This window comes from Rahnella sp. GSA61A (genome assembly GCF_019969905.1).
Taxonomy (GTDB): domain Bacteria; phylum Pseudomonadota; class Gammaproteobacteria; order Enterobacterales; family Enterobacteriaceae; genus Rahnella; species Rahnella aceris.
Genome location: NZ_JAHXYO010000019.1, coordinates 19,532 through 44,847, shown reverse-complemented (window position 1 = coordinate 44,847; position 25,316 = coordinate 19,532). Strand labels below are relative to the sequence as shown.

20 protein-coding genes and 4 tRNA genes are annotated in these 25,316 nt (G+C 52.0%); 6 read left to right on the top strand and 18 right to left on the bottom strand.

The window, feature by feature from the left end; genetic code table 11:
• Positions 1-234: 234 nt before the first annotated feature.
• Genes hemC through hemY form a run of 4 tightly spaced genes read left to right on the top strand, consistent with a single transcriptional unit; the run spans position 235 to position 4,287 of the window.
• Entirely contained in the window at positions 235-1,176 is a 942-nt protein-coding gene (hemC, locus tag LC431_RS20470) for a hydroxymethylbilane synthase (protein ID WP_037035462.1), read from the top strand.
• Positions 1,173-1,922, top strand: a complete 750-nt coding sequence (gene hemD / locus LC431_RS20465; protein ID WP_013577522.1) for a uroporphyrinogen-III synthase — start codon at positions 1,173-1,175, stop codon at positions 1,920-1,922. The genes hemC and hemD overlap by 4 nt, the downstream gene beginning before the upstream one ends.
• 13 nt (positions 1,923-1,935) lie before the next feature.
• Positions 1,936-3,087, top strand: coding sequence for a uroporphyrinogen-III C-methyltransferase (gene hemX, locus LC431_RS20460; protein WP_131638551.1), 1,152 nt, complete (start codon positions 1,936-1,938; stop codon positions 3,085-3,087).
• Between the two features lie 3 nt (positions 3,088-3,090).
• Positions 3,091-4,287: a protoheme IX biogenesis protein HemY gene (gene hemY, locus LC431_RS20455; RefSeq protein WP_013577524.1), complete on the top strand. Its 1,197-nt coding sequence runs from the start codon at positions 3,091-3,093 to the stop codon at positions 4,285-4,287.
• 590 nt (positions 4,288-4,877) lie between these two features.
• Here the strand turns inward: hemY and LC431_RS20450 are convergent.
• The 17 genes from LC431_RS20450 to trxA all read right to left on the bottom strand — a co-directional run bounded on the left by LC431_RS20450 (position 4,878) and on the right by trxA (position 20,250).
• Positions 4,878-4,954 (bottom strand) — tRNA-Pro (locus LC431_RS20450).
• A 59-nt stretch (positions 4,955-5,013) separates the two neighbouring features.
• Positions 5,014-5,099: transfer RNA gene (locus LC431_RS20445), tRNA-Leu, on the bottom strand.
• A 29-nt stretch (positions 5,100-5,128) separates the two neighbouring features.
• Positions 5,129-5,204 (bottom strand) — tRNA-His (locus LC431_RS20440).
• Positions 5,205-5,269: 65 nt separating this feature from the next.
• Positions 5,270-5,346 (bottom strand) — tRNA-Arg (locus tag LC431_RS20435).
• Positions 5,347-5,489: 143 nt separating this feature from the next.
• Complete coding sequence (locus LC431_RS20430) at positions 5,490-6,884, bottom strand: amino acid permease (protein ID WP_013577525.1); 1,395 nt, start codon at positions 6,882-6,884, stop codon at positions 5,490-5,492.
• Between the two features lie 241 nt (positions 6,885-7,125).
• Positions 7,126-7,866 carry a lipopolysaccharide N-acetylmannosaminouronosyltransferase gene (gene wecG / locus LC431_RS20425; RefSeq protein WP_013577526.1) on the bottom strand — a complete coding sequence of 247 codons (741 nt, stop codon included), beginning with the start codon at positions 7,864-7,866 and terminating at the stop codon, positions 7,126-7,128.
• Positions 7,850-9,229, bottom strand: coding sequence for an ECA oligosaccharide polymerase (gene wzyE, locus LC431_RS20420; protein ID WP_112198178.1), 1,380 nt, complete (start codon positions 9,227-9,229; stop codon positions 7,850-7,852). The genes wecG and wzyE overlap by 17 nt, the downstream gene beginning before the upstream one ends.
• Positions 9,226-10,308, bottom strand: coding sequence for a TDP-N-acetylfucosamine:lipid II N-acetylfucosaminyltransferase (locus LC431_RS20415; RefSeq protein ID WP_112198179.1), 1,083 nt, complete (start codon positions 10,306-10,308; stop codon positions 9,226-9,228). The genes wzyE and LC431_RS20415 overlap by 4 nt, the downstream gene beginning before the upstream one ends.
• Positions 10,305-11,555, bottom strand: a complete 1,251-nt coding sequence (gene wzxE, locus LC431_RS20410) for a lipid III flippase WzxE (RefSeq protein WP_112152378.1) — start codon at positions 11,553-11,555, stop codon at positions 10,305-10,307. The genes LC431_RS20415 and wzxE overlap by 4 nt, the downstream gene beginning before the upstream one ends.
• Before the next feature lies 1 nt (position 11,556).
• Complete coding sequence (rffA, locus tag LC431_RS20405) at positions 11,557-12,687, bottom strand: dTDP-4-amino-4,6-dideoxygalactose transaminase (protein WP_112152379.1); 1,131 nt, start codon at positions 12,685-12,687, stop codon at positions 11,557-11,559.
• 4 nt (positions 12,688-12,691) lie between these two features.
• Complete coding sequence (gene rffC, locus LC431_RS20400; RefSeq protein WP_223510286.1) at positions 12,692-13,426, bottom strand: dTDP-4-amino-4,6-dideoxy-D-galactose acyltransferase; 735 nt, start codon at positions 13,424-13,426, stop codon at positions 12,692-12,694.
• Entirely contained in the window at positions 13,393-14,655 is a 1,263-nt protein-coding gene (gene wecC, locus LC431_RS20395; protein ID WP_112152381.1) for a UDP-N-acetyl-D-mannosamine dehydrogenase, read from the bottom strand. Before wecC ends, rffC begins: the two co-directional genes overlap by 34 nt.
• A complete protein-coding gene (gene wecB, locus LC431_RS20390) occupies positions 14,652-15,782 on the bottom strand; it encodes a non-hydrolyzing UDP-N-acetylglucosamine 2-epimerase (RefSeq protein WP_037035449.1) in 1,131 nt (376 codons plus the stop codon). The genes wecC and wecB overlap by 4 nt, the downstream gene beginning before the upstream one ends.
• Positions 15,779-16,831, bottom strand: a complete 1,053-nt coding sequence (gene wzzE / locus LC431_RS20385) for an ECA polysaccharide chain length modulation protein (RefSeq protein WP_013577534.1) — start codon at positions 16,829-16,831, stop codon at positions 15,779-15,781. The genes wecB and wzzE overlap by 4 nt, the downstream gene beginning before the upstream one ends.
• Positions 16,832-16,875: 44 nt before the next feature.
• Positions 16,876-17,961, bottom strand: a complete 1,086-nt coding sequence (wecA, locus tag LC431_RS20380) for a UDP-N-acetylglucosamine--undecaprenyl-phosphate N-acetylglucosaminephosphotransferase (protein ID WP_015690588.1) — start codon at positions 17,959-17,961, stop codon at positions 16,876-16,878.
• A gap of 287 nt (positions 17,962-18,248) precedes the next feature.
• Positions 18,249-19,508 (bottom strand): transcription termination factor Rho, encoded by a 1,260-nt coding sequence (gene rho, locus LC431_RS20375; RefSeq protein ID WP_013577536.1) that lies wholly within the window; start codon positions 19,506-19,508, stop codon positions 18,249-18,251.
• 415 nt (positions 19,509-19,923) lie between these two features.
• On the bottom strand, positions 19,924-20,250 hold the full coding sequence (gene trxA / locus LC431_RS20370; protein ID WP_013577537.1) for a thioredoxin TrxA: 327 nt from the start codon (positions 20,248-20,250) through the stop codon (positions 19,924-19,926).
• Between the two features lie 117 nt (positions 20,251-20,367).
• On the opposite strand from trxA, the gene rhlB reads away from it, so the two are divergent.
• Both rhlB and gppA read left to right on the top strand, forming a co-directional pair.
• A complete protein-coding gene (gene rhlB / locus LC431_RS20365; protein WP_013577538.1) occupies positions 20,368-21,660 on the top strand; it encodes an ATP-dependent RNA helicase RhlB in 1,293 nt (430 codons plus the stop codon).
• A gap of 6 nt (positions 21,661-21,666) precedes the next feature.
• Entirely contained in the window at positions 21,667-23,157 is a 1,491-nt protein-coding gene (gene gppA, locus LC431_RS20360; protein WP_013577539.1) for a guanosine-5'-triphosphate,3'-diphosphate diphosphatase, read from the top strand.
• Between the two features lie 77 nt (positions 23,158-23,234).
• Here the strand turns inward: gppA and rep are convergent, their stop codons facing one another.
• Positions 23,235-25,259 carry a DNA helicase Rep gene (gene rep / locus LC431_RS20355; RefSeq protein ID WP_013577540.1) on the bottom strand — a complete coding sequence of 675 codons (2,025 nt, stop codon included), beginning with the start codon at positions 25,257-25,259 and terminating at the stop codon, positions 23,235-23,237.
• Positions 25,260-25,316: the final 57 nt, after the last annotated feature.

The window sequence follows — 25,316 nt, the reverse complement described above, 5'->3', positions numbered from 1 at the left end:
ATAGTTGACGAATAATTGCTGGAAACGTGATCAATTTAACACCTTGCTGTTTGACCGTAAAGAAAGTAACGCACCACAATTACTCTTCCGCTTCTCTGGATTTTACCGTCTGTTCCGAAACGGAACAAATCTCTTCAACACCCGTTAACCTTCTTTTACGAATGGCTTCTTACGCTGACAGCTTTCTATTGTCAGTGGTAGGATGGGCACAGAGACAGTTAAACGGTATCAAACATGGTAGACAAAATCATTCGAATTGCCACCCGCCAGAGCCCGCTGGCTTTGTGGCAGGCACAATATGTTCAAAGCCGGCTGATGGCCTGTCACCCCGGTTTGCAGGTGGAACTGGTTCCAATGGTGACCAAAGGCGATATCATTTTAGATACCCCGCTGGCCAAAGTGGGTGGCAAAGGTTTGTTCGTCAAAGAGCTTGAACTGGCGATGCTCGATGGCCGTGCGGATATCGCCGTGCATTCCATGAAAGACGTGCCGGTAGAGTTCCCGGAAGGTCTGGGACTGGTCACTATTTGTGAACGCGAAGACCCGCGTGATGCTTTCGTCTCCAATCAGTACGCCAGTCTGGCGGATTTGCCACAAGGCAGTATTGTCGGAACATCGAGCCTGCGCCGTCAGTGTCAGTTGCGTCAGAAACGTCCTGATCTGGTGATTCGTGATCTGCGCGGCAATGTGGGCACCCGCTTATCCAAACTCGATAACGGTGAATACGATGCCATTATTCTGGCTGTCGCTGGCCTGAAACGTCTGGGTCTGGAAAACCGCATCACTTACGCACTGACACCGGAAGAGTGTCTGCCCGCTGTAGGACAAGGTGCCGTCGGTATCGAATGCCGCCTTGACGATCAAACTACCCGCGACTTGCTGGCACCACTGGCGCACCGTGAAACCACGTTACGTGTGCAAGCTGAACGGGCAATGAATATGCGTCTTGAAGGGGGATGTCAGGTGCCAATCGGCAGCTATGCCGAGCTGGAAGGTGACGAGCTCTGGCTTCGTGCGTTGGTCGGCGCACCGGATGGCAGCCAGATGGTGTGTGGAGAACGTCGCGGTCCGGCCGCTAACGCGCACCGCATGGGTGTCGACCTGGCAGAAGAGCTGCTCGCCAACGGCGCGCGCGAAATCCTGCATGAGGTCTATCAGGGGAACGTGCCTAAATGACCATTCTGGTCACCCGCCCCTCTCCGGCAGGAGAAGCACTGGTTAGCCGGCTGCGCGCTCTGGGGCGGGTTGCCTTCCATTCCCCGCTGATTGATTTTGCACCGGGGAACCAGCTCGCATCGCTTCCGAACCTGCTATCCTCATTAAATCAGCAAGATCTGGTGTTCGTGCTCTCGCAACATGCCGTCAGTTACGCTGACCGGGCTTTGCGCCAGTCCACCACAAACTGGCCGGACACCGTGAATTATTTTGCCATTGGTCGCACCACTGGCCTGATTTTCCACCGGGTCAGCAGCCTGCCGGTTCTCTATCCTCAGGATGGCGAAACCAGCGAGACGCTATTGAATCTTCCGGCATTGCAACGCATACAGGGTAAAAAAGCGCTGATATTGCGCGGTAATGGCGGACGGGAGCTGTTAGCCGAAACGCTGACAGAACGCGGTGTCGATGTCACTTACTGCGAATGTTATCAGCGCAGCCCGGTTTACTACGATGCCAGTGAACAGAGTGCACTCTGGCAACGGGCCGGAGTTGATACGCTGGTCGTGACCAGCGGAGAAATGCTGCAACAGTTGTACCAGTTAGTTCCTGATTACTATCGAAATTCATGGTTACTGCGCTGTAATCTGGTGGTGGTCAGTGAACGTTTGGCAGCCCTTGCACGCCAGCTTGGCTGGAGCGCAATTCGGGTTGCTGAGAATGCAGACAATGATGCGCTGATCCGCGCATTACAACTACCTGACTAAGGGATGTGCCAAAATGACGGAACAAAAAAATCCTTCCGCGCCGGATGAGAATGTTGTTATCTCCCCAGCGGTTGAGAGCCCCCAGCCAGACGCTTCCGACCTGGACAAGACGCTGAAAACGTTGCAGAAAAAGCAACGCACCGCGCCGGTACTGGGTGCTATAGCAATTGTATTGGTGATCGCGCTTGGCGCCGGTCTCTATTATCACGGCCACCAGCAGTCGCTGGCGCAGGTTGCCTCAGATGAAGCGCTTTCTGAACAACTCGATGCGCTGCAAAAAACCCAGCAGCAGGACAAACAACAAATCGCTGATCTGCTCGCTCAGCAGCAAAAAACCCGGCAAGAGGCCGATCGTCAGCAGGCTTCGTTTGGTCGTCAGCTAAATGAGCTACAAGACAAAGTCGCCAGCATTTCCGGCAGCGATGCCAAAACCTGGTTACTGGCGCAGGCCGATTATCTGGTGAAACTCGCTGGCCGCAAATTGTGGAGCGATCAGGATGTCACCACCGCTGCCGCACTGCTGAAAAGCGCAGATGCCAGCCTGGCCGACATGAACGATCCGAGCCTGATTGACGTGCGCCGTGCGCTGAACGAAGACGTGGGCAGCCTTTCTGCCGTTGCGCAGGTCGATTTCGACGGCATCATTCTCAAGCTGAATCAGCTATCGAATCAGGTGGATAACCTGCGTCTGGCCGACAATGATACTGACGATTCCCCGATGGACAATGACAGTTCCAGCTTGTCCAGCTCTCTGACCGAATGGCGTCAGAACCTGACCAAAAGCTGGCACAACTTTATGGATGACTTCATCACCATTCGCCGCCGTGATAGCAGCGCAGAACCGCTCCTGGCACCGAATCAGGATGTGTACCTGCGCGAGAATATTCGCTCGCGTCTGCTGATTGCCGCACAAGCCGTTCCGCGTCATCAGGATGAAGTCTACAAACAGTCGCTGGAAAGCGTCTCAACCTGGGTTCGCGCCTACTTTGATACGTCCGATCCTTCGACCAAAGCGTTTCTTGAAGAACTGGACAATCTCAGCCAGCAATCTGTTTCGATGGACGTGCCGGAGGAGCTGAAAAGCCAGCCGATGCTGGAAAAACTGATGCAGACCCGCGTGCGTAACCTGCTTCAGCAGCCCGCCGCCGCCACGCAGGGGGAATAACACATGTTACGAGTTTTCGTGTTGTTCCTGATTGTGTTTGCCGGGATTATTGTCGGCCCGATTCTGGCCGGCCATCAGGGCTATGTCCTGATCCAAACCGACAATTACAATATTGAAACCAGCGTCACCGGTTTAGTCATCATGCTGATCGTGCTGATTGTGGTGCTGTTCTTGATTGAATGGATCCTGCGCCGCGTTCTGCGTACCGGTGCCCGTACCCGCGGCTGGTTTGCCGGGCGCAAAAGCTCTAAAGCGCGTAAGCAAACTCACGCAGCTATGCTCAAGCTGGCGGAAGGCGATCATCGTCAGATGGAGAAATTGCTGGCGCGCAATGCTGATCACGCCGAACAGCCGGTGGTGAACTATTTACTGGCAGCGGAAGCGGCGCAGCAGCGCGGCGACGATATCCGCACCAATCAGTATCTGGAGCGGGCGGCAGAAATCGCGGATATCGACCAGATGCCGGTCGATATCACCCGCGTACGTATCCAGCTGGCCAGAGGTGAAGTTCACGCAGCACGCCACGGCGTTGACCGTTTGCTGGGTCAGTCGCCACGTCATCCGGAAGTTTTACGTCTGGCAGAGCAGGCTTATCTTCTGACCGGCGCTTACGGTTCACTGCTGGAGATTTTACCGTCGATGGCGAAAGCCGATATTCATACCGACGATGAAATTCGTGTGCTTCAGGAGCAGGCTTATATCGGCATGATGAATCAGCTGATGGCTGAAGAAGGCAGCGAAGGCCTGAAGCGCTGGTGGAAAGATCAGAGCCGTAAAACCCGTCATGAAGTGGCCCTGCAGGTCGCAATGGCAACGCATCTGATTGAATGCAACGATCAGGATCTGGCACAGGAAGTGATCCTCGACGGGCTGAAACGCCAGTACGACGATCGGCTGGTCGCGCTGATGCCGAAGCTGCGTTCGGGTAATCCTGAGCAACTGGAAAAAACACTGCGTCAGTTGATCAAACAGAATGGCACAACGCCGCTGCTGAGCAGCACGCTAGGTCAGTTGCTGATGAAACACGGTGAATGGCAACAGGCGAGCGAAGCCTTCCGTGAGGCGCTGAAACAGCGTCCTGACGCGTATGATTACGCCTGGCTGGCTGATGCGCTGGACAAGCTGCATAAACCGGCAGAAGCAGCGGAGATGCGCCGTGAAGGGCTGATGCTAACCCTGAATAATTCGCAGCAACAGTAATAACCTTGCTGTCTGTAAAAGGCTCCTTCGGGAGCCTTTTTTATGTCGGTCGTAAATTTCAGACAAAAAAAACACTTGTCTGGAAGACAAGTGTCTAAAAACAATCAGGTCTAGGACAACAGATTTAGTGCCTCACTCAACGTTTTGCCTTCTGGATGATAGCGCTTGCGCGTTATCGGTCAGGATGACAATAGGCACTGTAAATTGGCTCTGCATCATTCCCAGGTTTATGAAGCCGGAGCAAACATAATAGGTGGAATGAGCATCTACGGCGGGAATATTGCAGGACGCGTGCCAATATGGCAAGAGTCCGTTTAAAATTTTTTATTTAACTGATAATTAACAGCTTTATTTTCACTAACCCTCAGCAGTCAATTTTTGGAAAGCCAGAGACTTCCCGTTAAACCGCCATTCTGTCGCCAGTGAGCGACGTGTGAATGTCAGCTTATGTGAAGCTTTATTTATCAATAAGATAAGTGTCTCCTGCAAGAGACAGGCATACAGCGGAATGTCGCAGATAAACAACAGGGTGAGTTGAGAAACTCCAGACGAAAAAAAACCTGCTTTAAAAAAGCAGGTTTCTTCGAATGTGGTCGGCGAGAGAGGATTCGAACCTCCGACCCACTGGTCCCAAACCAGTTGCGCTACCAAGCTGCGCTACTCGCCGATGTCGTGCATCTTACTACTTTCTGACGCTAACTGCATCATTTAAATGTATTTTGTGTGTGGTGCGAAGGGAGGGACTCGAACCCTCACATCCGAAGGACACTAACACCTGAAGCTAGCGCGTCTACCAATTCCGCCACCATCGCATGTCACAATCACAAAATCATTTTTAGAGTGGGGTGGCTAATGGGACTCGAACCCACGACAACTGGAATCACAATCCAGGGCTCTACCAACTGAGCTATAGCCACCATATCTCTAACTAACGTGAATTGTCTGACTTCAACATTCCACCGCAACTCTAGCGCATACTAAATGGTGCGCCCGACAGGATTCGAACCTGAGACCTCTGCCTCCGGAGGGCAGCGCTCTATCCAGCTGAGCTACGGGCGCTTAGCGCCGTTGCGGGTGGGGATACTACGGTTTTAACGCTTGGCTGTCTAGTGCTTTTTATCAGAAATATTGCGTTTGATTACGCTTTATCCAATACGCAGTAAAAGTAAGCATCTTGCCTTCCCCACCCGTGACTTACGACGTTATTTTGCTTTTTCTGCCGTCAGCGCAGCGCGCTTATGCATGCCGAGACCGAAGTATATCAGCGAGACTGCCGCGATAAAAATACCGCCGACCAGTAAAGAAACCCGCGTATCCGGATTAATCGCCATACCGACCAGCACACATGCCAGGAAAATCAGCGTCAGGTAGTTGGTATAAGGGAAGAGAACCGATTTAAACGGATGGTTTTTCAGTTTCTCTTTATGTGCATCACGGAAACGTAACTGGCTGATCAGCACCACAAACCACGGCACCATGCCCGGCAGTACGCTGGCGCTGTAGACATACACAAACACTTTCTCAGGATTCGGGATGATGTAGTTCAGGCACGAACCGACCAGCAGACACAAAATGGTGATGGCAATACCGTAAACCGGCACACCACTTTTCGAGACATTGCTCAGAAACGCAGGCAACTGCCGATTCTTAGACAGTGCATAAAGCATACGTCCGCAGCTGTACATACCGCTGTTACAGCCGGACAACGCCGCCGTCAGCACCACGAAGTTGATAATGCCAGCCGCCGAAGCAATGCCAATCTTCGCGAATGTCAGGACAAACGGGCTGCCGTGTGTGCCCATTTCGTTCCATGGGAAAATGGTGATGATGACGAAAATCGCACCGACGTAGAAAATCAGGATACGCCACAGGATATTGTTGATAGCGCGTTTGAGCGTAACCTGCGGATTCTTCGCTTCACCGGCGGTAATCCCCACCAGTTCCACGCCCTGATAGGACGCCACAACGATACACAGCGCAAACAGGAAACCTTTCCAGCCGCCTGCGAAGAAACCACCGTGCGCAGTCAGATTGGCAAAACCGACAGCTTCGCCGTGATTGCCAAAGCCGAAGAAGATTACCGCCAGCCCCACCACGATCATCACAATGATGGTGGTGATTTTGATCAGCGCAAACCAGAACTCCATTTCGCCATACAGTTTAACGGCGGCAAGGTTCGCGGCGGCTACAATCGCCACAGCCATCAGCGCGGGGATCCACTGTGGTAAATCCGGGAACCAGTATTGGGCGTATACTCCGATAGCGGTGATTTCAGAAATCCCCACTGCTATCCACATAAACCAGTAACTCCATGCGGTCAGGTAGCCGTAATATGGCCCAAGATATTTATGGGCGTAGACGGCGAACGAACCGGCAACGGGCTCCAGGTGCAGCATCTCGCCCATCGAGCGCATGATAAAGAAGACGAACACGCCCGCCAGAATATAGGCCAGCAATACTGACGGCCCGGCCCATTTCAGGGTACTGGCCGCGCCCATAAATAATCCAACCCCGATGGTGCCGCCGAGCGCTATCAGCTCAATATGTCTCGCTTCAAGCCCCCGGTGTAGCCCACCCTTTTCCTCTTGATTCGCCATAGTTCCTCAGTTTCTCTTTAATTGTGTTTGCCTTCCGGAATGACCGAAATGTTATTTTTATTTGTGATGATGCCCATATAGGGCGGAAAAACGGCGCTATGGTTCCGCATTTCAGCATGAGTTGCAAATCACAATTGAGAAAGATCCGCACGGGTAGACATGTCAGGGTGAAAACGACAGTAAACGATGGAGTGAAATGAGAGGTAAAACGCCGCGCTGAAGATCAGCCACGGCGCAAGTATTACAGACGACCGGTGTAGTAATAACGGATAAATTTAAGCAGTTTGAGCTGACGACGTAAACGGCTCGGCTGTAAAATCAACCGGTAGAGCCATTCCAGCCCCAGATTTTGCCAGATTTTAGGCGCACGTTTAACATGTCCGGTAAAGACGTCATAGGTTCCGCCGATGCCCATATAAAGCGCATCAGGATGCACAAGGCGGCAATCGCGCATCAGGATTTCCTGTTTTGGTGAACCCATTGCCACGGTCACGATAGCCGCGCCGCTGCTTTTCACCCTTTCGAACAATGCCTCGCGCTGTTCCGGCACAAAATAACCATTCTGGCTACCGACAATATTGACGTTCCACTTGGCGCGCAGCTTTTCTTCTGTCTGCGCCAGTACTTCCGGCTTACCGCCTATCAGAAAGACCGGTGTTCCTTCACGGCCTGCTCGCTCCATCAGCCCTTCCCAGAGGTCAGCACCCGCGATACGCGAGACGTGTGACTGCGGGTATTTACGCCGTATAGCCCGCACAATGCTGATCCCGTCAGGGTACTTAAATTCCGCGTGCTCGATCAGCGTACGCATTTCAGGATTGCTTTCGACCGTCAGCACTTTCTCTGCATTTATCGCCACCAGCGAACCGTTTTTCACCTGATGACCGGCAAAAAGATAATCGAGAAAATGCGCCATATTGCGAAAGCCCCAAAGGCGGATCCCACGGATGTCGTATTGCGGGATTTTATTCTCCAAATTCATCCATCTTCCTTACTGCCAAAGGCTCCATGAGGTTTTTCCTGACCGGCATTTTGGCACGTATCAGCCCGGCAGCGTCAAACATCCAGTACAACAGTTTTGCGACAATCAGGCAGGCGCCGAATACGACACAGAAAAACACCACCCGCGAGAAAAAGGAATCCACGCCTTCGCGGGCAAGTACGATCATATTGAACACAGCACCAAAGCAAAAACTTTGCAAAATGGCGGCCTTATAAATGTTGGTGTCGGCTTTGCCTTTTTCATAAAGCCAGTCGAACCATTTAATGATCATGCCCACAGCCACTGCGCCAAGCGGGATAAACCAAACGCCGCCCATCACAACCAGTGAGCCAATTAGCGTCGGCGAAATGGCCAGACCGGAATGGTTGTCGAGCACATCCCAGGTGAAATAGTTGGCCGTGTTGAGCACTACGCCCGGACGGTCATGCCACAGCCAGCCGGGGATAAAGACGTAGAAATCACGGACAATAGGCGCCAGCCCCTGAAAACTAATTTTGTCGTAATTTTGCAGCAACAGCCCCAGATTTTCCCATGGCGAGAACGTATCACGCGTCAGATAAAGGAACGTGTAAATCGCCTCAGGGCCGCTGACATTCAATCCGTAGCGTTTAAGTGCCAGCCAGAACATACCAACGATACCCAGTACGCCTGCCGCCGCCAGCATCCACAAACTAATCCAGCCGCGTACAATGCCGATAAACAAAAACAGTGCGAACGCGATGATAATATTCGCGCGCGTCCCGCCGACGATGATGTACGTCAGCAGGCCAAATGCGACGGTACTCACCAGGAAAAACAGCCAGCGCTGCGGATTGGGTTTGAGGAAGAACACCACCAGCATCGCCGGCAGGAAGAAATAGAAGAAGCGTTTAAGCGCAACTCCGGACACATCACTGGAAAAAATCTGGCTGTACGACTTGAGCTTAAACAGCAAAAAGCCGTTATGCGCAAAGAAAATAGAAACCGTCACCACCGCAATCAGCGCCAGCAACATCCAGGTGAGATGGGTTTCGACACGGTTCATCGTAAACAGCGGGCGGGACGGGCCTTCATGTTTCGCCCTGAGCCGCGTTTTATAGCTGACATAATAAATACCGTAAAAACAGGTTGCGGCCAGCATCGCCTGTAACAGGTTTTCAACCGGTACGACGTTGACATCGAACTGGAAAACCAGCAGACAGGTCAGCGGAAAACCAAAATAAAATGTCAGCAGATACAACAGCGAAAACAGGACGTTGAAGTTAAAACGTACGCGGCGGAATTCTTTATAAGTCAGCGTCAGAATGAACAACAGCGAGAACGCATAAACGACAGACAGGCCGCCAAGCTGTGCCATTGTCATGATGTTTCTCCTGCCGCCAGCAGTAATGCCTGTTGCCAGCCCGCGATGTAATTCGGGTTGAAGAAGGCGATATTCTCCCGATCCGTGTTCAGCAACTGACGGCGCGCTTCGGCCACGGTTCTGGCATCCAGCGCATCACCATAAAACAGTACCGGCAGATTTTGCTCCGCCAAATCCTGCCAGAACGGGTTCTGACGGCTGACCACAAACGGCACGCCGAACTGAATCAGCAAACACTGCGTCCCGATACCCTGCTGGCGGTCGAAAATAAAATACCCCAGCGAGCAACGGCGCAGCACATCAAGATAATCAGCAAAAGGCATCGAGCCAGTCATCACTTCAATGTTTTCGGGCGCAAACAGTTTCAACGCTTCACTGTGCACCTGGTCGATGTACGCATGATTATTGGCCGGATACCCCATCGGGATAATCACCCGGATATCCGCACCAAACTGCTGATGCAACGAACGCAGCGCTTCAATATGTCGGTTAGTGCGGTCACCGGAATTGCCGACCAGCACCGTCATCGGCCCTGTCGGTTCAGGCTGACCGGCTGGAAGCGTCAGTGACGGATCCATGCGCGTCGGAAAATACAGTAATGAGGACGGTACACGCGGATGTCGCTGATGGAAATAAATCAGATCGCCGCGGGTAGCGAAAACATGGCCGATACGTCCCTGTGCCAGACGACGCATCAGATAGAACAGACGGAATTTCAGACCCCCTGCCGATTCATAAAGATCGGCACCCCAGATGTGCCAGCTGGCCTGTTGCGACTTAATTTTGCCGGTCAGCAGCGCCAGCCAGAGCGTCGGGTTGAACTGACCATGGAAGAAGAAGTGATGTGTGCGATCCTGGGCGCGGGAAATAACCGCATCGGCCAGCGATTTTTTGTCCGGGTAAACACGAATATCCAGACGAGTGAATTCAGCAAATGCTGATGCATCCGCTGCCGCCACCATAAAATGATAAATCAGCTTTTCAGGCGCACATTCGGCCAGAACATCATTAAAAAAGCGCAGCACGGTGACATTATGGTGGGGAATGTCAGATCCCAAAACGTGAATCAGCGTTGTCATGCTCGTCTACGATAAATAACAAATACGGTACAGCACAGGGCGAAATAAACGACATACGTCGCCATATACGCTTGCGCGGCGCCAAGGGAACCCCGTATCGGGATCAACCAATGTGAAAAACCCGTCAGTAACGCAAACTGGCTGATTTCAGTCAGCACGTAAAAGCGCAGAGACGCTCTCGCAATCACCAGATAGCCAAAAACATACGAGCCGACTTTCAGTACGTCACCGACTAACTGCCAGGCAAACAAATCGCGCATTGCGATAAATTGTGTTGAAAACAGCAACCAGATGGCGAAGTCGCGCAGCAGCCAGACAGTAAAACTGACGGCCGCCACGGCGGGCAGAACAAATTTTAACGACTTAACGATTTCACGCGAGACATCGCGTTTATCAGTCATGCGCGATAACGTCGGCAATAAATACACGCTGAAAGAAGCGGTGATAAACTGCAAATAGGCATCAGAAATACTGCTGACGCCCTGCCAGATCCCCACATCCTTCCAGCTGTAATGCTCCGCCAGCAGATTTCGCATCATCACATACGCCACGGGCAACGTAACAGACGTGATCAGCGCCATCAGGGTAAATTTCCCCAAATGGCTGGCGATAAAGCGATCCCAGCCCGGTTTTAAGTAGGCCAGCGGAAAGGATTTTCGTCGCCACACCATGCCACCCGCAGGGAGTATTACCAGTGCAGGCACCAGCGCCAGCCCGGCCAGCGCGCCTTCATAGCCACCCAGTTTGAAACACAACAGATAGGCCAGTAAACCAATCAGACTGCCGCCAATCACGGCCAGCGCATTACCCATCGCATCACGATAACCTTTCAGGATGGCCTGAAAGTAGTTGGCGTAAGCAATGCCCATCTGGATAAAGGCCACGGCCCGGACAACGGCCTGATAGCGATCGTGCCCGAACAACCCGACACTGATGGGCCCGGCGGCCAGCAAAAAGATGGCGGCCAGCAGCGTCGAGAAACCCAAAATCAGCGAAGACGACGTGCCGAGTACGGCTTTAAGCCGCTCAGGATCCTGATGATATTCGGCAACGTATTTGGTAATACCATTGAAAATACCTGCACCGGACAGAACGCCAAGTACGGTTACGAGCTGGCGGAAATTGCCTGCCTGCCCCACGCCTTCAGGGCCGAAGGTTACGGCCAGCAATTTCACCACCAGCAACCCGGCACCAATTTTAATCAGCGTAGAACCGGCGGTCCAGACTGATGCTTTTGCCAGCGACATATCAGGCGAAATATTGCAGCATGGCCGCAATCACGACGCGCTGCGTGTCATCGGTCATGTTGTAAAACAACGGTAAACGCACCAGCCGCTCACTCTCTTTTGTCGTGAAACGATCGACACCCGCGAAACGACCAAAATTTTCGCCCGCCGGACAAGCATGCAGCGGGATGTAATGGAATACGGTGAGAATATCGGCCGCTTTCATGTGACGAATAAACGCGTCGCGGTCGTCGATATCGTTCAGGCGCACATAGAACATATGGGCGTTTTGCACACAATCTTGTGGAACCGAAGGCAACTGAATGCGGCCTGCATCGGCCAGATCCTGCAACACCTCATAATACTGATTCCAGATTGCCAGACGGCGCTGATTAATCTTTTCAGCCGCATCCAGATTTCCCCACAGATACGCAGCCTGCAAATCGGACATCAGATAACTGGAACCGATATCACGCCAGGTGTATTTATCCACCTGACCGCGGAAGAACTGGCTGCGGTTGGTGCCTTTTTCACGAATGATTTCAGCACGATCAATCAGGGCCGGATCATTAATCAGCGTGGCACCGCCTTCGCCGCCCGCCGTGTAATTCTTGGTTTCATGGAAACTGAAGCAACCGATATGGCCGATAGTGCCCAGCGCTTTGCCTTTGTAGGTCGACATCACGCCCTGCGCGGCATCTTCCACTACAAACAGATGATGTTTTTCGGCGAGTGCCATAATGGTGTCCATTTCACAGGCCACGCCCGCGTAATGCACCGGGACAATCACTTTCGTTTTCTCCGTGATAGCCGCTTCAATCAGGGTTTCATTAATATTCATGGTATCCGGGCGGACATCCACAAATACAATCTTCGCACCGCGCAAAACGAACGCATTGGCCGTCGAAACAAACGTGAAGCTCGGCATAATCACTTCGTCGCCGGGCTGAATATCCAGCAGCAACGCGGCCATTTCCAGCGAGGCCGTACAGGACGGCGTGAGCAAAACTTTCGGACAGTTGAAACGCTGTTCAAACCATTTCTGGCAGCGCAGGGTAAACCCGCCGTCACCGCACAGTTTGCCGCTGTTCATCGCCTCGCGCATGAAATCAATTTCAGTACCCGCAATCGGTGGCGCATTAAAAGGGATCATCGTTTCACCTGTACAACCAGTACGCCGTGCGGATAACTTTGCCACCGCTGGCGAGATAAAGATTTAAGGCCGCGATATTGCCGGTTTGCGTGGCCACATACATTCGCGACACGCCCTGTTCAGCACACCATTTTTTCGCAGCCGCCATTAACTTTTTGCCCGCTCCCTGCCCCTGATATTCAGGTCTGACAGCCAGCAGGCCAATTCTTGCTTCGTCTTGCGAAATACGACGCAAGGTGACAAAACCCAGCGCATTGCCCTGCTCGTCATCGGCCCAAAGACAAAGATGGTCGAACGTACCCAGCACCGCCTTTTCCGACCACATCGCATAGAAACGGGCGCTGTCATCAGGCTGATACCAGGGCGCGCGAAAACGGCTGAGATGAAAAGCCTGACGGGCAATCGCGGTCACATCCGCAATATTGTCCGGTACCGCCAGACGCCCGGCCATCAGCGCATTATCTTGCGTCGTCACCGCGACACAAATGTCCGTTTCACCTTCTGCCAGCCGGAAACCCAGCGCAGAAAGTGCGTCCAGCGTGTGCGTTTGTGACGCATCCACTTTCGACTGCACCAGCGCATAATGTTCCAGCCTCTGCGGCGTGATTTCACCGGCAGAGGCCTCTGGCGTCAGACGCGCACTGTTGAGCTGGAAGAAATCACTCTCCCATTCGAGCGGGGCGATATTGCCGTGCAAAGGCAGGTTTATCGCCATACGCCTTTGGTATCCACAATCCATGACTGCCGGACCTGATCAGCAGGGATCGCTTTGAACGGCTTGTGATCGACTAACATCACCAGCAGATCGGCTTCTTCCAGCGCGCGATCAAGGGGATGTAACGTCACTTTGTCCGCCAGAGAAGCAGGAAGCTGATGCACATTAGGCTCAACCGCCCAGGTTTCTCCGGCGTGCCAGTCGGCAATCAGGTGCGTCACTTCCACTGCCGGGCTTTCACGGAGATCGTCAATATTCGGTTTAAACGCCAGACCAAAGCAGGCGATTTTGATGTCGGCTGCACGTTTGCCCGTGGTAGTCAGGCAATCTGCCAGTGCCGCTTTCACGCGCTCCACCACCCAGTGCGGTTTGCTGTCGTTCACTTCACGCGCCGTGCGGATAATTCTTGCCAGCTCAGGGTTTTGCGCAACAATGAACCACGGATCAACCGCAATACAATGCCCGCCCACACCCGGCCCCGGCTGCAAAATATTTACCCGCGGATGGCGGTTCGCCAGGCTGATCAGTTCCCAGACGTTAATGCCCTGCGCATCGCAAATCAGCGACAATTCGTTAGCAAAGGCAATGTTTACGTCACGGAAACTGTTTTCCGTCAGCTTGCACATTTCGGCAGTGCGGGAGTGGGTAATAACACATTCGCCTTCGAGAAAAATGTTATACAAATCGCTGGCACGCCGTGAACAAACTGATGTCATGCCACCAATCACGCGGTCATTTTTAATCAGTTCAACCATCACCTGCCCTGGCAACACGCGCTCCGGGCAATAGGCAATATTGATATCGGATTGCTCACCGGCCTGCTGAGGGAAGCTCAGGTCAGGGCGGACTTCTGCCAGCCAGGCGGCCATTTGCTCTGTCGCACCCACTGGTGACGTGGACTCCAAAATGATCAGATCGCCTTTTTTCAGAACCGGCGCCAAAGAACGTGCCGCAGATTCGACGAATTTCATATCCGGTAAATGATCGCCCTTAAATGGCGTCGGGACAGCGATCAGGAAAGCATCCGCAGGTTCAGGCTGAGTCACTGCCCGCAAAAATCCCGCATCAACCGCCTGTCTGACCAGAAGGTCGAGATCGGGTTCAACAATGTGGATCGCACCGCGGTTAATCGTCTCCACGGCATGCTGATTGATATCAACACCCACCACCTTTTTCTGGCGTGAGGCAAAAGCGGCGGCGGTTGGCAGACCGATGTAGCCCAGTCCGATAACAGAGATAGTGTTAAAACTCATTGTGATACCCAATGATTTTTCAATGCGTCAAGAATGTGGCGGCAGGCATGCCCGTCGCCGTAAGGATTGTGCGCCCGGCTCATGCTGTTGTATTCGTTTTCATCGTTCAGCAGACGGTTCACTTCCTCGACTATTTTAGCGGGATTTGTACCCACCAGCCGGACTGTTCCGGCATCAACCGCTTCCGGACGTTCTGTGGTTTCACGCATCACCAGCACGGGCTTGCCCAGTGAAGGCGCTTCTTCCTGCACGCCGCCGGAGTCGGTCAGGATCAGATAGGCTTTATCCATCAGATAAACGAACGGCAGATAATCCTGAGGATCAATCAGCACGATATTGTCGATGCTTTGCAGAATGCGGTTCACCGGCTCGCTGACATTGGGGTTGAGATGCACCGGATAAACAATTTGTACATCAGGGTGCTTGCACGCAATTTCCGCCAGGGCCGAGCAAATCCGCTCAAAGCCTTCGCCAAAACTTTCACGGCGGTGGCCCGTCACTAAAATCAGCTTTTTGTTCACATCAAGAAATGGATAGTTATCAGCCAGTTGTTGGGCCAGCGAGGCATCGCTGTTAAAGCGGTCGCGAACCCAGAGCAGTGCATCAATCACCGTATTTCCAGTGACAAAAATATTCTCTCCGGCAATATTTTCCCGCTGCAAATTGGCACTGGCATTCTCGGTGGGCGCAAAGTGCCATTTCGCCAGATGACCTGTTAACAGGCGATTGCCTTCTTCCGGCCACGGAGAAGACAGATCTCCGGTACGCAGGCCTGCTTCAACATGCCCGACGGGGATCTGGTGATAAAACGCCGCAAGGCTGGCGGATAACGTCGTGGTGGTATCACCGTGAACCAGCACAATGTCAGGCCTGAACTCATCCAGAACAGGCTTAAGCCCGGTCAGGATCCGGCTGGTAATTTCTGTCAGACCCTGCCCTGGTTTCATGATGTTGAGATCATAATCCGGAGTAATTTCAAAGAGGCGCAATACTTGATCGAGCATTTCACGGTGTTGAGCCGTAACACAAACTTTAGATTCAAAAGCCGCATCCTGCGACAAAGCAAGCACCAGCGGGGCCATTTTGATAGCCTCCGGACGAGTGCCGAAAATCGTCAACACTTTCACAATGTGTTTCTCTTATTTTTACGGCGAGTCAGGGCAACACCAGCCCCGATTAAACCACCGACAATGCCCCACATAATCATCAGTAATGCCCGGCGCGGGCTGTCACGTTTTACAGGTTCTTCAGGCGTTCTCAAATAACGATAAGTCTGGAATTTTGCCGTAAGCGTTGGCCCGACGTTGAGGGTCGACAGCATCGCACGGTTCTGATCGTAGTCCAGATCATACCCCGGACCGGATGCTTGCAGTAATTCAAGACGGGCCTTGAGCATGGGCACACCCAGCAGGAACATATCGGAATCCGGTAATTCTTCAGCGGGGGTGTCAGTCACACTTTTATGAATGTTTTGCTGCTGAGCAATCTTCAGTGCCTGCTCGGTATTATGCGTGGTGCGCTTGAAAATAGTCTGAGCAACTTCTTCCTGACGTTTGACCTGCGCTTTCATTGACTGCGTTCGTGCCGCCCACGCGCCTTCCAGTTCATCATACAGATGCTGTGCAGCACGCTGGCTGGCAAAATCGACATACTGGCGCAAAAGCTTATTAGCATCAGCGGCGTTTTCCGCAGTGAGTTTCACAATATCGTTCGGCACTTTCGGTACATCACGGGCAGTAAACTGAATGTCATTGATCATTTCATCCAGCAAAACGGCATCAGCACGCGCATCATTTTCCTGACGTTGCTTGTAATAAGGGCTATGCAGCCAGAAATCCCGGCGGGTGTCATAAGCCGCGAGTTGCATGACAAACTCGTTGTAGGCTTCATCAGAAATGGGTGGCCTGCTGGCGTCTGACTGCGGCGCGTTATGCACATCCAAATTACGCAGAAACTGTGCCTGCGAGAAATAGGACGAAAGATTATTGACCGTAGGTCGATCCGTGATCGCCGTGGAACTCCACTCCTGTTTCATCAGGTAAGACGAGCCCAGGGCGATTAAGGCAAAGAGTATCGCCAGACCTGCAATCCAGAATTTTCCGTTCCATAAAGTGCAGCACAACCCACGGATATCAAGCTCGTTCTCGATGGCGTGTTCGTTCTGGTTTCTCATCATTTCTGGTTTATCCACAGCCAGTATGCCCTTGCTTAAAAAAGTGATTATTGATTAGAGGAACGGCGCAAACGTCTTTTAACCCGTTTAATAAACCGCGCCACGCGCCAGGCGTGCTTGATGCAAATGCCGTACACCAGGAAGGCAACGAAGAATAAAGCCAGCATTATCCATTCGGGAACAAAACTCAGATGTTCGCCCACCACGCCAATCCCCGCCAGAATGGCGGCAGCGACGGTAATTAAGACGAAAGCCTGGCGAGAAGTAAAACCTGCACGCATGATCAAATGATGAATGTGCTGACGATCCGCTGAGAACGGGCTCATTCCTTTGCGAAGGCGTCGGTACATGATGGCAACCATGTCCATCAGGGGAATAGCGATAAGCCAAAGTGCCGTCACCGGATTCATCGGATGAGATTCACCTTGCGTACTTTGCAGGAGGATCCAGATGACAGTAAACCCTATCAGCGTGCTGCCAGCGTCACCCATAAAGACTTTGTAACGGGGCCCTAAAACACCCAGATTGAGTAAAATATAGGGGATGATCGCGGCAATCATCGCGAAGCACCAGAACGCGAGTTCCATGTGTCCGCTGTCGTACATGATAATGCCTAACGAGCCAAAGCTGACACAAGACAAGCCACCCAGTAAGCCATCAATACCGTCGACCATGTTGAAGGCATTAATAGCAGCCCAAACGGCAAACAGGGTGACAAGATAGCCAAACGGACCTAATACCATTTCCCAGGGACCAATCAGATGTCCGAGGCTGCGAAGGGTGAGATTAGCAAAACTCATCATCGCAACAGCGACCACAGCCTGAACCATCGCCCGGGTTTTGACACTGATATCGAAACGGTCATCCAGACCACCGACTAATACCAGTAGTCCGGCGCAGGCAAGGTAAAGATAGCCATGGGGGATGGTATAACTGGTGATCAGAAAGGCAAAGCAAACGCCAGCAAATACAGAGATCCCACCCACCAGTGGGATCAGTCCCTGGTGACGCTTACGAAAATTTGGCTTATCAACAAGTCCGATTTTATTCGCTACCTTCCGGGCAACGAATAAAAAGAGGAATGAAAATACGAAAACAACAGCTAGCTCAGTACTCATATTGAGTAAATTCACAGTTAAGAATTCTCTTCTGCAAAAATAAGGTGTGTGGAGTCGAAAGCATCATAAACCTCACAGCCTTAAATCATATCCTATGGTGGCAGTTATGGTTTTGTCTCGGGCAAGACCTTATCTGCTGCCATTTCTTGGGCAATCAACCGACAAAGTAAAGAAAGGGCACGTGGAAAACCATCAGCTATTATCCGAATAGTCTGACAATCTTCCCAAAGTAGCATTATGGTAGCCACCAAAAGCAAAAAACGCCACGACTGTGCGTGGCGTTGATCTGACGTTACACCAAATTACGAACGTTTCATCATGTCGAAGAAGTCGTCATTTGTCTTAGTCATTGCAAGCTTGTTGATGAGGAATTCCATCGCATCAATCTCACCCATCGGATGAATGATTTTACGCAGGATCCACATTTTTTGCAGTTCTTCAGAAGTGGTCAACAGCTCTTCTTTACGGGTACCAGAGCGGTTGTAGTCGATGGCAGGGAATACACGTTTTTCAGCGATTTTACGCGCCAGATGTAATTCCATGTTACCGGTACCTTTAAATTCTTCATAGATAACTTCATCCATTTTAGAACCGGTATCGACCAGCGCAGTAGCGATGATGGTCAGGCTGCCGCCCTCTTCCACGTTACGCGCAGCACCGAAGAAACGTTTTGGACGGTGCAAGGCGTTGGCGTCCACACCACCGGTCAGTACCTTGCCTGAAGCCGGTACCACGGTATTGTAAGCACGTGCCAGGCGGGTAATGGAGTCCAGCAGAATGATCACATCTTTCTTATGCTCAACCAGACGCTTCGCCTTCTCGATCACCATTTCGGCGACCTGAACGTGTCGGGATGCCGGTTCGTCAAAGGTGGAAGCGATAACTTCGCCTTTCACCAGACGCTGCATCTCGGTCACTTCTTCCGGACGTTCGTCAATCAGCAGAACCATCAGTACGCAATCAGGGTGGTTATACGCAATGCTGGTCGCGATGTTTTGCAGCAGCATGGTTTTACCGGCTTTCGGCGGCGCAACAATCAGACCACGTTGGCCACGGCCAATTGGAGACGCTAAGTCCAGTACGCGAGCGGTCAAATCTTCTGTTGAACCGTTACCCCGTTCCATACGCAGACGTGAATTTGCGTGCAGAGGGGTTAAGTTTTCAAACAGGATTTTGCTGCGGGCGTTTTCTGGTTTGTCGTAGTTAACTTCGTTAACTTTCAACAGGGCAAAATAACGTTCACCTTCTTTAGGTGGGCGGATTTTACCGGAAATGGTGTCGCCAGTACGAAGGTTGAAGCGGCGGATTTGGCTTGGAGATACGTAGATGTCGTCGGGGCCTGCGAGGTAGGAACTGTCTCCGGAGCGGAGGAAACCAAATCCATCCTGCAATATCTCCAGTACGCCATCACCGAAGATGTCTTCTCCGCTTTTCGCATGCTGCTTCAATATTGAAAAGATAATGTCTTGCTTGCGCATGCGGGCCTGGTTTTCCAGTCCCATATTTTCGCCGAGTGCAATCAGGTCAGAGACCGGCGTATTCTTTAATTCGGTAAGATTCATAATGGTGGGTTCTTAAACTCGGGGTATGTCTCGAACATCTGTCGTGAATGGGTATGGCAGGGTCATCCATGCCTGTTTATTGTATGACACTTAAATAACAGCCCGGAAATCCAGCCGCAGGTAGTCGCTCGCGGGCGATTCTTGAGGGATAATGCTGATATTGAAGGTGTCTTAAAGCCGATTTTGTCAAAACCGTTAGATGGTCAAGCACAGTGCCAGTTCAATTTAATTATTATTCAAAGAAACTTTATAGGCAGATGTTTTTGACACAACAGAGTAAAACGTAAGAATCAAACTACAGGTAAGCTCTATTTGCAGTAAGCGTAAACTTAGCACGCTTCTTGACAGGCGTCTAGCGGACAATGTGAAAAACACGACAGCCCGCTAAACACCTGGCTTGGGTCATCCCGACCGATTACAGATTAGCTGTTAAGAACTCTTTCAGCTGACCTTTCGACAGTGCGCCAACTTTAGTTGCTGCGACTTCGCCGCCTTTAAATAACAGCAGGGTAGGAATACCACGGATGCCGTATTTAGGTGCAGTACCTGGGTTTTCGTCGATATTCAGTTTCGCGATGGTCAGCTTGCCTTCGAACTCAGTGGCAATTTCATCCAGAATTGGAGCGATCATCTTACATGGTCCGCACCACTCTGCCCAAAAATCGACCAGCACCAGCCCTTCGGCTTTCAATACGTCGTTGTCGAAACTGTCATCGGTCAGGTGAATAATTTTATCGCTCATGTTTACTCCAAAGGATTATCTTTACCTTGTTGATGTAGCATTAACCAACATCAGGTTGACTTTATTTCACCGGATACGCTTTCGTAAAGCAATAGTTAGCTGATATTCTACCACACTATGAGCAAAACACACTTGACCGAACAGAAGTTTTCCGACTTCGCCCTGCACCCGCTGGCAGTAGAAGCCCTTGAAAAGAAAGGCTTCCATTACTGTACTCCTATTCAGGCATTGGCATTGCCAATCACGCTCGCTGGGCGTGATGTTGCAGGTCAGGCGCAAACCGGTACCGGCAAGACGCTGGCTTTTTTAGCGTCTACTTTCCATTATCTGCTTTCTCACCCTGCTGCGGAAGGTCGTCAGACTAACCAGCCGCGTGCCTTGATCATGGCACCTACGCGTGAACTCGCGGTGCAGATTCACTCCGACGCCGAAGCATTATCTGAATCTACCGGGCTGAAATTAGGTCTGGCGTATGGCGGCGACGGTTACGACAAACAGCTTAAAGTGCTGGAAAGCGGCGTGGACATCCTGATCGGAACCACCGGCCGTTTAATCGATTACACTAAACAGAACCACATCGACCTGGGCGCGATCCAGGTGGTGGTACTGGATGAAGCAGACCGTATGTTCGATCTGGGCTTCATCAAAGATATCCGCTGGTTGTTCCGCCGGATGCCTCCTGCTAATCAACGCCTGAACATGCTGTTCTCAGCAACGCTTTCCTATCGTGTGAAAGAACTGGCGTTCGAAAACATGAATAATGCCGAGTCGATTGAGATCGAACCGGAACAAAAAACGGGCCACCGTATTCAGGAAGAGCTGTTCTATCCTTCAAATGAAGAAAAAATGCGCCTGTTACAGACGCTGATTGAAGAAGAATGGCCGGATCGTTGCATTATTTTTGCAAACACCAAACACCGTTGTGAAGATGTCTGGGGCCATCTGGCTGCCGACGGACACCGCGTCGGTTTGCTGACCGGTGACGTCCCGCAGAAAAAACGCCTTCGCGTTCTGGAAGACTTCACTAAAGGCACGCTGGATATTCTGGTTGCGACCGACGTTGCTGCCCGTGGTTTGCACATTCCTGCCGTGACACACGTCTTTAACTATGACTTGCCTGACGACTGTGAAGACTACGTGCATCGCATTGGTCGTACCGGCCGTGCGGGTCTGAGTGGTCATTCCATCAGCCTGGCGTGTGAAGAATATGCCCTGAATCTGCCAGCGATTGAAACCTATACCGGCCACAGCATTCCGGTGAGTAAATACAACAGCGATGCGCTGTTAACTGATTTGCCTCCTGCAAAACGTCTTGCCCGCTCGCGCACCGGTAACGGCCCGCGCCGCAACAGTAATTCGTCTTCACGTCGCAGCAGTGCACCACGTAGCAACCGTAAACGTCCGGGCTGATAACCTATGTTAAGTTCCACCTCACTGTATGCAGCGATTGATCTGGGCTCTAACAGCTTTCACATGCTGGTTGTTCGTGAGGTGGCAGGCAGTATCCAGACCCTCGCCAGAATTAAGCGCAAAGTGCGTCTGGCAGCCGGTCTGGATAAACAAAACCTGCTTTCTCAGGAAGCGATGCAGCGTGGCTGGCAATGTCTGAAACTATTTTCTGAAAGATTGCAGGATATCCCGCGCGACCAAATTCGTGTGGTTGCCACCGCAACGCTGCGTCTTGCCAGCAATGCCGATGAGTTTCTGGGTAAAGCTCAGGCAATTCTCGGTTGCCCGATTCAGGTCATTACCGGTGAAGAAGAAGCACGTCTGATTTATCACGGCGTTGCTCACACCACGGGCGGGCCAGATAAACGTCTGGTGGTCGATATTGGTGGTGGCAGCACCGAACTGGTGACCGGCATTGGGGCTCAGGCCACCACGCTTTATAGCCTTTCGATGGGCTGCGTCACCTGGCTCGAGCAGTATTTTGCAGATCGAAATCTGGCAAAAGAAAACTTTGATCAGGCTGAACAGGCTGCGACCGACATGATCCTTCCTGTGGCACCTGAGCTGATTGCCAATGGCTGGCAGATTTGTGTCGGCGCTTCAGGTACCGTGCAAGCCTTGCAGGAAATCATGGTCGCTCAGGGCATGGATGAACGCATCACTCTGCCTAAACTTCAGCAGCTCAAACAGCGCGCCATTCAGTGCGGCAAGCTGGAAGAACTGGAGATTGAAGGTCTGACCCTTGAACGTGCGCTGGTTTTCCCGAGCGGACTGTCTATTCTGATCGCCATTTTCAAAACGCTGAACATCGAGATGATGACACTGGCGGGTGGTGCACTGCGTGAAGGTCTGGTTTACGGCATGCTGCATTTGCCGATCGAGCAGGATATCCGTCAGCGTACGCTACGTAATCTGCAACGCCGTTATCTGCTGGATAACGAGCAGGCCGAGCGCGTGGCGCAACTGGCCGAGAACTTTTCGCTGCAGGTGGCTCAGGAATGGAAGCTGGATGCCCGTGCCCGTGAATTGCTCAACAGTGCCTGCCTGATCCACGAAATTGGTCTGAGTGTCGATTTCAAGAAAGCACCGCATCACGCAGCCTATCTGATCCGTCATCTGGATTTACCGGGTTTCACGCCGGCGCAGAAAAAACTGCTGGCGACGTTACTGCAAAACCAGAACAACATGCTCGATTTACCGTTGCTCAATGAGCAAAACGCCGTGCCGCCGCGTCAGGCACAACGTCTTTGTCGTATTCTGCGCCTGGCGATTATATTTGCCAGCCGTCGTCGCGACGACACACTGCCGGCTGTGCGTTTACGTGCTAATGATGATGAACTGAGTGTGATTGTGCCGCAGGGTTGGCTGGAACAGCATCCTTTGCGCGCTGAAGAATTAGAGCAGGAAAGCCACTGGCAAAGTTATGTCCACTGGCCGCTGTTTGTCGAAGAACAGTGATGAGCAGTTGTAAAACGTTAGAAAAGCAGAGACCTGATTCATCAGCCTCTGCTTTTTTAATGGCTCATGTTTAATGCCTAATTGCCGCCTTTCGCTTTCGCCAGTTGCTCGCGAATTTTCTCCAGATGGCTTTGCCCTTTCACCATGCGTTCCTGCGCACTTACCACTTTACGTTCGCTTTCCCAGGCCAGGTCATCCTGCGGTAACTCCAGCAGGAAGCGGCTCGGTTCCGGACGGATCAGCTCGCCGTACTGACGGCGTTCGCGACAGAGTGTAAACGTCAGCTCTTTTTGTGCCCGGGTAATCCCCACATAAGCCAGACGCCGCTCTTCATCCACGTTGTCTTCATCGATACTGCTCTGATGCGGCAGCAAACCTTCTTCCATACCGACCAGATACACATACGGGAACTCCAGCCCTTTCGAAGCATGCAGCGTCATCAGCTGAACCTGGTCCAGCTCTTCGTCGTTCTCACCGCGTTCCATCATGTCACGCAGCGTGAAGCGGGTGACCACCTGCGTGAGCGTCATTGGCTCATCCAGATCGGTACCCTCAAGCATTTCCGTCATCCAGCTGAACAGCTGATTAACGTTTTTCATGCGCATTTCAGCCGCTTTCGGGCTTGGCGAGGTTTCAAACAGCCAGCTTTCATAGTCAACGCCGTGGATCAAATCCCGGACAGCCGCAACCGGCTCACGTTCGGCCAGCTCAGAGATATTGCCCATCCAGTGCGTGAAACGTTGCAGGGATTCCAGCCCGCGTCCGGTCAGAGACTGGCTCAGCCCCATATCAAAACTGGCTTTGAACAGCCCTTTGTTGCGCTGATTGGCCCACTCCCCCAGTTTCTGCAGGGTGGCCGCGCCGATTTCACGACGTGGCGTGTTAACGATGCGCAGGAATGCGCTGTCGTCGTCCGGATTGGTCAGCACACGCAAATAGGCCAGCAGATCTTTAATCTCCGGTCGGGAGAAGAAGGACGTGCCGCCGGAAATCCGGTACGGGATGCGGTTTTGCATCAGCATTTTTTCAAACAAACGCGACTGGTGGTTACCACGGTACAAAATCGCGTAATCGCCATAAGCGGTTTTGTTGATGAAATGATGAGCAATTAGCTCACCGACCACCCGCTCGGATTCATGATCTTCATTATTCGCCGTCACGACCTTCAGCGTTTCGCCATAAGCCAGTTCAGAGAACAAGCGCTTCTCGAACACATGCGGATTATTGGCAATCAGAATGTTGGCAGCTTTCAGAATACGCTGGGTGGAACGGTAATTTTGCTCAAGTTTGATGACCTGTAACTGCGGGAAGTCTTCTTTCAGCAGCACCAGGTTTTGCGGTCGAGCACCGCGCCAGGAGTAAATCGACTGGTCATCGTCACCAACAACGGTGAAACGTGCGCGGTTGCCAACCAGCAATTTCACCATCATGTACTGGCTGGTGTTAGTGTCCTGATATTCATCGACCAGCAGATAACGCAACTTGTTCTGCCAGCGTTCACGCACTTCTTCATTACTTTGCAGCAGTAACGTAGGCAACAGGATCAGGTCATCGAAGTCGAGAATATTACACGCGCGCATATGATCGTGATAAAGGCTGTAGCAGTGCGCAAAGATTTGATCACGTTCAGATCGCGCCAGCCCGGCGGCATGCGAAGGATCAACCAGATCGTTTTTCCAGTTGGAGATCGTGGAAACCAGCTGCTGCAATAATGTTTTATCGTTCTCCAGCCATTTTTCGCTCAGCTCTTTCAGCAGCGCCAGCTGGTCCTGATCATCAAATAAAGAGAAGTTAGATTTCATCCCCAGGGCAGCAAATTCGCGTTTGATGATTTCCAGCCCGAGCGTGTGGAACGTTGCAATAAGCAAGCCCCGCGCTTCTTTGCGACCGAGGGTTTGTGCAACACGCTCTTTCATTTCACGCGCGGCTTTATTGGTAAAGGTGACAGCCGCAATGTGACGTGCCTGATAGCCACATTCACGGATCAGGTGTGCGATTTTATTGGTAATTACACGGGTTTTACCGGAGCCAGCCCCCGCCAGAACCAGGCAGGGTCCGGTGACGAATTCGACGGCGTGTTGTTGGCTGGGGTTTAATCGCATGGCGTATTTTTGCTCACCTGATAGACAAGGACGGCGATTGTAGCAGAAACATCGCCT